This window comes from Bradyrhizobium sp. LeoB3 (assembly GCF_055456055.1).
This window is the reverse complement of the sequence record NZ_JBVBEF010000170.1, coordinates 1-9464: the sequence shown is the minus strand read 5'-3', so window position 1 is coordinate 9464 and position 9464 is coordinate 1. Positions and strand designations below refer to the sequence as shown.

8 protein-coding genes and 1 pseudogene are annotated in these 9464 nt (G+C 59.6%); 4 read left to right on the top strand and 5 right to left on the bottom strand.

The window, feature by feature from the left end:
• Nucleotides 1–1084 precede the first annotated feature (1084 nt).
• Nucleotides 1085–1333, top strand: coding sequence for a hypothetical protein (locus ACZXDY_RS43355; RefSeq protein ID WP_464349710.1), 249 nt, complete (start codon nt 1085–1087; stop codon nt 1331–1333).
• Here ACZXDY_RS43355 and ACZXDY_RS43350 read toward each other — a convergent pair whose 3' ends face one another.
• Nucleotides 1334–1519: a hypothetical protein gene (locus tag ACZXDY_RS43350; protein ID WP_464349709.1), complete on the bottom strand. Its 186-nt coding sequence runs from the start codon at nt 1517–1519 to the stop codon at nt 1334–1336.
• A 191-nt stretch (nt 1520–1710) separates the two neighbouring features.
• Here ACZXDY_RS43350 and ACZXDY_RS43345 point away from each other — a divergent pair, with 191 nt between their 5' ends.
• Nucleotides 1711–2148, top strand: a complete 438-nt coding sequence (locus tag ACZXDY_RS43345) for a hypothetical protein (protein ID WP_464349708.1) — start codon at nt 1711–1713, stop codon at nt 2146–2148.
• A 1924-nt stretch (nt 2149–4072) separates the two neighbouring features.
• Here the strand turns inward: ACZXDY_RS43345 and ACZXDY_RS43340 are convergent.
• The gene (locus ACZXDY_RS43340) at nt 4073–4261 is read right to left on the bottom strand and encodes a hypothetical protein (RefSeq protein WP_464349707.1); all 189 of its coding nucleotides are present in this window, start codon (nt 4259–4261) and stop codon (nt 4073–4075) included.
• A 1281-nt stretch (nt 4262–5542) separates the two neighbouring features.
• Between ACZXDY_RS43340 and ACZXDY_RS43335 the strand changes: the two genes are divergently transcribed.
• Nucleotides 5543–6145, top strand: coding sequence for a PAS domain-containing protein (locus tag ACZXDY_RS43335; RefSeq protein ID WP_464349706.1), 603 nt, complete (start codon nt 5543–5545; stop codon nt 6143–6145).
• A gap of 308 nt (nt 6146–6453) precedes the next feature.
• Here ACZXDY_RS43335 and ACZXDY_RS43330 read toward each other — a convergent pair whose 3' ends face one another.
• The 3 genes and pseudogenes from ACZXDY_RS43330 to ACZXDY_RS43320 all read right to left on the bottom strand — a co-directional run.
• On the bottom strand, nt 6454–6921 hold the full coding sequence (locus tag ACZXDY_RS43330) for a hypothetical protein (RefSeq protein ID WP_464349705.1): 468 nt from the start codon (nt 6919–6921) through the stop codon (nt 6454–6456).
• 4 nt (nt 6922–6925) lie between these two features.
• Nucleotides 6926–7330, bottom strand: a complete 405-nt coding sequence (locus ACZXDY_RS43325; RefSeq protein ID WP_464349711.1) for a hypothetical protein — start codon at nt 7328–7330, stop codon at nt 6926–6928.
• 457 nt (nt 7331–7787) lie between these two features.
• A pseudogene (locus tag ACZXDY_RS43320) lies at nt 7788–8141 on the bottom strand (adenylate/guanylate cyclase domain-containing protein); the annotation flags it as partial.
• Nucleotides 8142–8500: 359 nt separating this feature from the next.
• Here ACZXDY_RS43320 and ACZXDY_RS43315 point away from each other — a divergent pair.
• Complete coding sequence (locus tag ACZXDY_RS43315) at nt 8501–9301, top strand: phytochelatin synthase family protein (RefSeq protein ID WP_464349704.1); 801 nt, start codon at nt 8501–8503, stop codon at nt 9299–9301.
• Nucleotides 9302–9464 lie beyond the last annotated feature (163 nt).

The window sequence follows — 9464 nt, the reverse complement described above, 5'->3', positions numbered from 1 at the left end:
GTCGTCGGCTACAATGTCCAGGTCGCGGTGGACACCGAACACCATCTGATTGTTACGCACGAGGTCATAAACGTCGGAACCGTCGGCATCCTTCGAAGATACGGGAAACATTTTCCCGCTCCTTAACTTAAGTCAATCGTGGGGCCCAATCGAAAGGTCGCGATATGGAACCGACCAGTCGGATATTGGACCACATCGACCATAAGACTGCCCGGTCGATCTGTGACGAGGTGGGTGACAGATTGCAGCAGGACTTATCTCTCGCAGCCTCGCCTCCGCCGCCCTACCTCGAACGTCTAGTTGAATTGCGCAAACGGGAACGCCATCAAATTGATGGCACCGGTGCGCCCGCTGACCGTCGCCTTCACGCCACGCGGCGGTAGTTGCGGTCGTCTGAGTGCGTAAGGAAAAAGCCGTCGCCGTTCTCGACCCGGCGGCGGCCTTTCCGCTAATCTTGTCGCTGAGGCATTCCGGGCTTGGCGGGCATTGAACCGAAGACGCTCGGAGATCGTTGTTCCGCATCACCGGCCGAGGCTCCTCTCCGTTGGCGTCCGTGGTGCGCTCCCGCCTGCATGACCAGGGAGTGCAACTATGCACCCGTCTTTCCGCTTTTTCCGCCTGCCAAACGGTTTGAAGGAACGTGATGACGCGCACCTGAAGGTAGCGCGCGATAGTGTCCAGGCGGCGCGAGAAGTGCTGAAGACGAACCCCCGCCTGACACCTTCGCAGGCCGCAAGACCCAAGAGGCATTCCCCAAGGAAAACGACAAGTGAGGAATGCGGGACGTTGCGACCAGCCCCTCGCGAACCGAGCGGTCGAACCTCATTAGCCTGGCTCGGGAACGCCTGAAACGCCGCTTTAGCTCCGGATAGGCTCCCGGCGCTTGTTCCTGGGATTATCGGCAGAACCTATAGCTCTCCAGCGTCGACACCCTCAATGGTCTTGATGATGTGCTTCCTGTGCTCCTGCATCTCTTGGAGAGTACGGCGGAAAGTTTCCAGCATTTGCTCCGCTAACCCCAAAAGGCATTGTAGCGAGCCCTCCGCCCTGATATCGGGACGACCCATTTGCATCGGAGGTTATTATGGTCGATCTACCCCTCACTCATTCTCCTGGCTACATCGTCAAGGTCTATGACGACGAGAATGACGACCTGGCCCGCTATTTCGTCGTCTGTGGCGCGGCCGATGGCGGGGAGGCCACCGCTCTGGTGCTTGGGTCGGTCCCAGAGAAGATGGGCCACGCGGTACGCAATGCATCCCAGTCTGAGGTTGAAGGGATGAAGGCCGGTGAGTTCCATGCTGTAACTGCGGCGAGCGCTACGCGCAAATAATCAATCCAGTGGCCGCCGAAACGGGATCACGTCTCCATCCGCGGCCCGGACCACCACCCTCGCCAGCTCCATGATATCGAAGTCGAGATCAGCGATCGCTTCGGCAACGCCCTGTCGATCCATCTCGCGGGCGATGGCCTCAGCAACCTTCATCAGTCGTACCATTTCCGCCGTTGCATCGGTCATGGTCATGGTCTCGGTGAAACCGAGAGTATAAGCCGCCCCGGCCATGGGTAGCGAGCGCTTCGCGCTACATCGGCATCAACATCACCGCCGTGGATAGGGCGGCGACCAGAACGATCAGCGCCGAGACGATGAGAGCGAGCCAGACGTTGTGCATGGCCGCCCAACGGGTCGTATGGATCCTGGTTCCTATCATGGCCGGCGGCGTGCCGATGGACCCCTACGAGCAGTTCGTGCCGGCCAAAATCATCGAAGCTCAGGCCGCGCTCAAGGAGGTCTATCCCGAGTTCTGGTCTGTCGGAACGGCGCGCGGCATCGCGAATGCCAACGAGGAGATGAAGGGCGTGGCGGACAACATCTTCTCGAAGATGTGCGCCTTCCTGAAGGCCGAGACGATCAAGCGGATCGACTGTAGTCGGCCGCGGGTAGCGAGGGCTTCGCCCTGGAGCTGGCCGCCGAGGAAATCACCTCTTGTCGGCGTTCGTCCGCAGCGCCACACGCGCCAGCGCCGCCAGGTCGAAGCCACTCACCGTCAACACCTCGGCCACGCCCTGCCTCTGCAGCTCGGCGCCGAGGGCATCGATCATGTGAAAGACCTTCACGGTCTCACGCGCAGCTCTGCGCTCTTCTAGCGAAATCACCATGTTCGACTCCGTGTATCGGCCACCGAGTGTAGCGAGCGCTCCGCGCTGAGCCAAGATCTGACGGATGTGGCAGGCGTTGGGGAGCGGCTCCGGCGCTGGGGCCGGGGGGGCGTTGGGACACCGGAGCCGCCTACTTGCTGCCGGGGACACTCGCGGACCCTGTGGGAGGTATCCGCTTGCGGCAGACGCATTCCGACAGAAGCCACAACCGACAGTCGGTGCAAATGAAAATTTGATGACAATTCCGCGGGCCGGAGAATTGTCAGCGCCAATGGCCGATCCGTCGGCCGATGTCGCGCTCGGGAAGATTCGGTTGTTTGGCCCGGCTATTCCCGCTCGGGATTACCGCTCTGGAAATCCGATACTGGCGAGGGCGTGCCCTGGGAGAGACGCGCTGGCGCCGCCGATTGCCGCGTGGGTAGCGAGCGCTTCGCGCTCAGTCGTTGAACCGGGCGCGGCGGCGCGGGAAACACAATCAAAGGGGTGGAGGAATCAGCGTTCGATCCAGGAGGGAGCTAAAGATAAGATGGATGGGTCCTGTGAACACAGGGAGAATCCAACATGTCAAAGTCTTTCGCTGGCATCGCAGGTGGAGCGTCAATGTTTGTGCTTTTGTGCTCCCCGTCATACGCGGAACCCTGCATAGGGTACGCGGCGGGTCACCGAATGCAACTCGCTAATGGCACCCTTGAGTCCTGCATTCGTATGGTCATAGCGACGAACGCAGGTAGAGGGTGGTGGGGAGGACAAGAGATAGAAAGACCGTGATGGCTCTGCCTATGTGGATGGTGAGTTTTTTGGTCGAGCGCGAAGAAGTCTGACGAAGGTACGGCTTCGCCATACGATAGGTCGCAGGAACCGCGAAACTGGAATTACTACCGGTTCAATCAGCCTCACTGAAAACCGTTCTCATCGTCATCCCGCGCCGGGCGCCCCTGTGTGCTCACCCGGTCTCGGATGCCGCCACTGGAAACCCTGGAGCTGCGCGCCAAAGCCGCCGATCCAGGTGTAGAGGCCGCCGCTCAGCATGCGTCTCCTGGCTCGAAGGCAAGTGCATCAAGTACGTCCAGCCGGATCTGCTTCATGGCGAGAGCACCCGCACCTCCTTGGACATCGGCGTCCTGATCAGCTTTGTCATCGCCACCTCCGCTGGCCTCTCGGAGGAGGACAAGCCGAAGGACGACGAGCGCGAGGATGACTATTGGCGTGCCATTAAGTGATTCCGCACGGCCGGCGAGCGCTTAGATGGAAGAGTGGGACGAGCTGGGTCGGCCGATCTAGTCGTCAAAGGAGCAGCCCCAACGTCGCAGGCAACGGCATTGCGGCGCTGGGGTCTGCTCCTTGGGCGGCTCTTCTAGACCGCACAAGAGGCAACGACCGAGGTGGGGTGCCGTTCCTACATGGCCGGCGAGCGCTTCGCGCTCAAAATCCGTCTAGCGACTAACGTGTGTTAGAGCGCGAAGCTTAGTCATCGGAAAAAGTAGGAAAATCCGGGAGACGGCTTTTCATTTCGAATTTTTAGCCCGGGGCCGGGGGCCACAGTTCCAAGAGGGTCCCTTTGGAGGAGCTGCTCGGTCAGCCCAATGACCGGGCTGCTTCTTTATAGAAAACGGACGGCCGAAGCCGCCCGCCGTCAGCAGTGAGTTTACGCAGAACGCTTAGAAGCTGCGACTTGCTTGCTTCCGATCTGGGCCTTTCCGGTCAAGATCTCGCTGACCCGTCCCGCGTTGATGCGGTAATCGGCGGCGATGTCGTGCTGAAGCTGACCACTTCAATAGCGCAACCAAACATCCACGGCTTCGTCGGACGTAAACTTCGTCTTACGCATCGGCGGCGGTCGCCGCTTTGTTCGTTACCGGAAAAAACTTGCCCTAAGTTAGAAAGTCTTTTCCGGACACGGAACATCTCGTGATCAGCGTGTGTGGCCGAGCCCGATGCCAAGCTGGTGCGCCTTCGTCCGCAGCGCCGGCACGGAGCGCTTCATCTGCTTGGAGATCTTAGCGATCGGCGTCCGCGCCTTCGAATGCGCCTTGAGCGCATTGATGTCGTTGCGAGTGTACTCACGCCGGTTGGCCGGCTTGCTTTTCTTGGAATTTGGCATGCGATCCCCATTGCATGGACAGGACAAGTCGCCGGCAACGCTGCAAATGCGCAGACGTTCCCGCCGAGGCGGACGAGGGTATTGAGCGCTTCGCGCTGAGCCCAAAGATCTGAGCCCCCGCAAGCCGTAGTCTACCGTGGTTGCGCGTGCCGGCGCCTCAGATAAGTTGCGGCCGTTCGCCTGGTCGGCTTTGTCGCTTGCGGCTGTCCGGACGGCTCCGCCCACCCTTCGCCGCACGGAGGGTTGGGCATTTTCATGAGTAGCGAGCGCTCCCCGCACTTCCCGGCCTGCCGGCGCCGGCTCCGCCGGAACAATCTGCGGCTGTTCTGCTTACTTTCTGCTGCTGCCACTAGACATTGGCTGGTGACGCTATGAGAGAAGGCGATCGTATAATTCTGCTGCTTCGTACAACCGAGAATCTATCAGCCCGTCTTCAGCAGGGGGTGCAATTGAGTCGCACTGCCGAGGATCTATTAGCCCGCCTTCAGCAGGTGGTGATCTTGAGAGCTGAACTGGAAGGACGTCTCGGGCGGCGACCACCTGATCAGACGGCCTGAGGCTAGGAACTCGATTCCCGGTTGACCGCTGGAACGGGACGCAAGGCTGATCGTTGCCGACGTTCCAGCCGGCTGGCATTAGCTCCTCTCGCTAGGCATGCTTAGGCACGGGCGAGGGGAGCGCTCCGGCTCCCGTACGATACTGGAGTTTACCGATCGGAAGGCTTGGCATACCCAGCAAGTGTCGCTTCCGAGGGCACGACGACGACATCAGCCTTCGGAAACTTGGCCTGCCTCCAGACGCTCTGGGGGCAGGCTTTTCTTTTTGCGGCGAACGCTGCGCGCTATAGGCCCAGTCAGGGCTGGGCCAAGGAGGACTGAATGAAACTCAACGGCGACTACGAACGCGGGCTCGTCATCCAATTCTCGGCCTGGTTCATCAAGCACCATGACTTGAAACTCGAGGACCAGAACAGCTCGATCAGCTGATGTCCAATGGCCCGTTCTGCGACGGCGACGTGACGCTCAGCCTCTGCAAGATGCTGAACCTCAGCGTTGCGGTCCAAGGACATGCCATTCTCCCAATCTGTTAGGAAAGTGAAATCGAACGACAGAAGTTCCCGAAGCGACCATTCCCATAGAAGACAGGTCGCCCGCGCCAGGCCGGGCGAAGCGTCGCAACTGGTTCCATGTTCCAAAAAGCCTTGCGAACGACTATTTTCCACGCAAACAAGGTTGCCCGCACCCTGCTAAGCGGCAAGACGCGCTGAATAACGGGCGAGACATGACGATCGCCACTCACCAACCGAACTTCCGGTCGCCCGCTGCTTTGATGGCCGAAGCACAGAACGTGTGGCGGCGGCTGTTCGAGCATTCGCCTCTTCCGATACTCGTCCTTGCGCCGGACTTAAGGATAATCGACGCCAACGAGAGCTACCTCCGCGAGGTCTCGCGCTCGCGGGAGACGCTGGCAGGTCTGGACATGTTCGAGGCATTTCCGGACAACCCACTTTGTGCAGGGGCGGATGGCGTTCGCAATCTGAGCGCGTCGTTCGAGACCGTGCTGCACACAGGGCGGGGACACGTTATGCCTCCGCAGCGCTATGACATCCGACCCGATGCACGACCATGGCAGGTACGTTATTGGTACCCGAAGAATTGGTCAGTACTCGATGACAAGGGATCAACAGTCGCGCTGGTTCATCACGTTGCCGACGCGACCGCTTCCATCTTGCACAGAGAGAAATTGCCGCTGCCTTCGTCATCCCGCTCGTCAGAGAATGTCTTGCAAAGGGCCGACGAGGCGATTTGGGAAGCGCGAGAGTTGGTGAGGCAGACTCACGAGAGCATTCTGGCATGCTGCGCGGGCATGAAAGCCGGAAGCTAACCGATCACCTTCTCGATCATTCTAAGCCTCCCCGTTTTTGGGCGTCGAAGTCGTGCGGTGGCGACAGCGGCCGCGAAACGGACTCGCCAACTTGTCTCTCCTTGGTCGCGCCAACAAAGTGGTCGAATGAAAGCCAAGACACTTCCGGTAGTGGCCCTTCTGAGATATGCCGACCGCTATGATGGATGTCCGCATTCGAGGGGCAAAGCGGAAAACATGGACACGCACCAGGTTCTGCTCAGCTTGACCCTTAGGCGACTTCGGGCCTCCCGACGGTTTGCTCGACCAGCCATTCTACCGAACGACTATCACCGCAGGTTAGTTACGCCCGCACGATGCAAGCCGTCCGCGAGATGTTCCCGGTACTTCATGTCAAGGTAAGGTGTCGTAACGTCGAAGTGCTGCTGCGGGTCCGCCGGCCGGGAGACGAAATCATGCACCAACGGCCGCGCTTCCTCCACCCGTCCGAGCTGGCCAAGGCTTGCGAGAAAGACCCTGAGCCCCGGGTAGAAACGGGGCGCGCCCATCCCAAGTTGACAATAATGGACCGCCTCCTCGTAGTTCTCCTGGTGATAATGAGCCATAGCGATGGTGCCCAGAAAGGCACCGGCTTGAGGATCGTTCGGGTTCAGACGGAGGCAGTGCAGCAGAGCGTCCAGAGCTTCTCTGAAGTGTCCGATATAGACACGAACCAGGCCAAGGGCGAAGAACCCGAGCGCGAAATTCGGGTTGAGGTCGATCGAACGCTGGGCCTCCCCAAGCGCCTGCGCGTGCATTCGCTTAAACCAAACTCGTCCAGCACAGCGCGTAGTGGCAGTAGGGATCGCGGTCATCGATCGTAACCGAGCGCGCCGCAGCCGCATGAGCTTCGGACGCGTCGCTCGCGCGATCGCTGGTCCAGCCGTGCCAAACCCAGGCGTTCAGCGAGCGTGCAAGCGCCATGTGTGCCTGGGCGAAAGTCGGATCGAGGCTGATCGCCCGCCGCAACAGAGTAATGGCCTCGTCCTGGTTCTCGGGAGTGATTTGTGAAAAATGCCACATCGCACGCATGCAGCAATCGAACGCATCCAAGTTGCCGACGCTCTTGCGAGAGGCTCGTCTGCCTTCCATCAGCAACATCTCCGGCTCGATCGCGGCGACCACGCTCTGGGTGATCTCGTCCTGGATGGCGAAGATGTCGGCCATGTCGCGATCGAACCGCTCGGCCCACAGGTGATTTCTGGTTTCTGCTTCGATCAGCTGGCTTGTGATCCGCACGCGTTGTCCGGCGCGTCTTACGCTCGAGGGTGTATCGCACGCCGAGTTCGCGAGCGACCTGCTTCACGTCGACGGCGCGGCCCTTGTAGAAGGTCGAATTTCGCGCGATGACAAAGAACCATCGGTGATGAGACAAGGCGGTAGTGATGTCTTCCGTAATGCCATCCGCGAAATACTCCTGCTCGGGATCTCCGCTCATGTTCGAGAATGGTAGTACGGCGATCGATGGCTTATCCGGCAGCACAAGCTCGCCGCCCAAAACGCCCGTGGCCGCTGGATGCTGGAGCCGCCAGTCTACAGAATAGACCGAAACTGGACGACTGATGTTCTTTAACGATCGTTGCCCGATCGACGTAAGGGAAAAGTTCAGCTTGCCCTCGATCTGATCGCGCACCGCGCCGGAGATACAGATACCACCGGGGTCAGCGACGCCTTCCAGCCGCGCGGCAACGTTCACTCCGTCGCCGAGCAGGTTGTCACTGCCCACCATCACGTCGCCGAGATTGACGCCAATTCGAAATTCCATCCTCCGCTCGCTGGGAAGATCGGCATTTCGGCGATGGAGCGCGCGCTGGATCGCAACTGCGGCGCGCACGGCCTGCACTGCGCTGCTGAATTCCGCAATCACGCTGTCTCCGGCGGATCCAAAAATGCGTCCCGCATGCTCAGAGATGAGATCAGATATCGTTCGACGGTACGCGTCCAAGGTCCGCAGGGTCGCGTCCTCGTCCGCGGCCATGAGGCAGCTGTAGCCAGCAACATCTGCTGCCAGTATCGCAGCCAACCGCCTTGTGATCGGTGGGATGTCCATGGGTCACCCCATACTGCCAGCCAGACCAGTCTAGCCGATGTGGACACGCGAGGGCAAAAGCAAGTGTTGCTCCCCACGCCTGGACTGTCGCTTTGCGGCCCTACCGCGAGGTCCGGTCTGGCTCTCAGATTGTCGGAAGCAGCCCGACGACCTTCCGAACGGCGCTTTTGCCCCATAGGCGACGTCAGCCTCCTGAGTAGCGAAAACGCGGCAACATTCCTGCTGTAACAGGCCTTTTGGCCTCGTTAGATTAATTTCCGTCGGGCTCCAAGAAACAGGAGCTAGGTATGTCACGTCTCGCGCGGATTGCACTCGCGCTCTTGCTGGCGACGGTGCAACTTCCGGCCGCATTTGCGCTGGATAACGCACCAGCGACCATTTCTCAGGAGCTTGTGCCATTCTCGTCGGATGAGGGGCTTGCGCGGCTGACCCGCTCAACTGCCAAGGTAGACTTTCCGGCCCTTGCCAATCAGTTCGAAGCCGAGTCGAACAGCGCGTTCTGTGGACCCGCATCTGCCGCAATTGTGCTCAACGCGGTTCGAGGTCGCAGCCCTGATCTGCCGAGGGACCGGAGCCGATTACATTCAGAAGACCTTAAGTACATTCCGAGCGCCTTCGATCCCACAATCCCTCGCTTCACGCAGGACAACGTGATCACCAAAGGCCAGAAGACGCGCGCGCAAGTTCTCGGCGAACCGATGACGATCAATGGAAAACAGATCCAGGACTTCGGCTATCAGATCCGTCAGCTCGATGAGATGCTGAGGGCGAATGGTCTTACGACCCGGCTTGTCATCGTTGATGACTGCAAGCCTGAGCAGGATATTCGGACTGATTTGGTTGAAAACCTCAAGCGTCGGGGTGACTATGTGATCGTCGCCTACCAACGCAAGGCTGCGGGCCAACAGGGCCCCGGACATATCTCGCCGCTTGGGGCATATGACGCTGAATCCGACTCGTTTCTTGTCCTTGACGTCAACCCTGCGAGCGCTGGCTGGGTGTGGATGCCAACTGCAACCCTGGTTAAGGGTATGCGCACTTTCGATACGGTTGAGAACCGCGGGTATATTCTTGTGGAGACCCCTTGAGGCGTTCTTCACTTCGTGTTGATAAAACGAAACTACCGCAATTGGCCCAGGCTGTGTGAAAATCACGCAACTTGGGGCGCACTGGTGCATTTCGCGGCCGCCGAACTTCTAATTCGGTGGAATCGACCTCTCATCTCGGTGGCAATCGGGAGCTTCATGTAGG

Excerpts from the sequence above, each read along its gene's own strand:
- ACZXDY_RS43315 (WP_464349704.1), top strand. The coding sequence starts at position 8,501 with ATGTCACGTCTCGCGCGGATTGCACTCGCGCTCTTGCTGGCGACGGTG.
- ACZXDY_RS43350 (WP_464349709.1), bottom strand. The coding sequence starts at position 1,519 with ATGACCGATGCAACGGCGGAAATGGTACGACTGATGAAGGTTGCTGAG.
- ACZXDY_RS43355 (WP_464349710.1), top strand. The coding sequence starts at position 1,085 with ATGGTCGATCTACCCCTCACTCATTCTCCTGGCTACATCGTCAAGGTC.
- ACZXDY_RS43345 (WP_464349708.1), top strand. The coding sequence starts at position 1,711 with ATGGCCGGCGGCGTGCCGATGGACCCCTACGAGCAGTTCGTGCCGGCC.
- ACZXDY_RS43325 (WP_464349711.1), bottom strand. The coding sequence starts at position 7,330 with ATGGCCGACATCTTCGCCATCCAGGACGAGATCACCCAGAGCGTGGTC.
- ACZXDY_RS43340 (WP_464349707.1), bottom strand. The coding sequence starts at position 4,261 with ATGCCAAATTCCAAGAAAAGCAAGCCGGCCAACCGGCGTGAGTACACT.
- ACZXDY_RS43330 (WP_464349705.1), bottom strand. The coding sequence starts at position 6,921 with ATGCACGCGCAGGCGCTTGGGGAGGCCCAGCGTTCGATCGACCTCAAC.
- ACZXDY_RS43335 (WP_464349706.1), top strand. The coding sequence starts at position 5,543 with ATGACGATCGCCACTCACCAACCGAACTTCCGGTCGCCCGCTGCTTTG.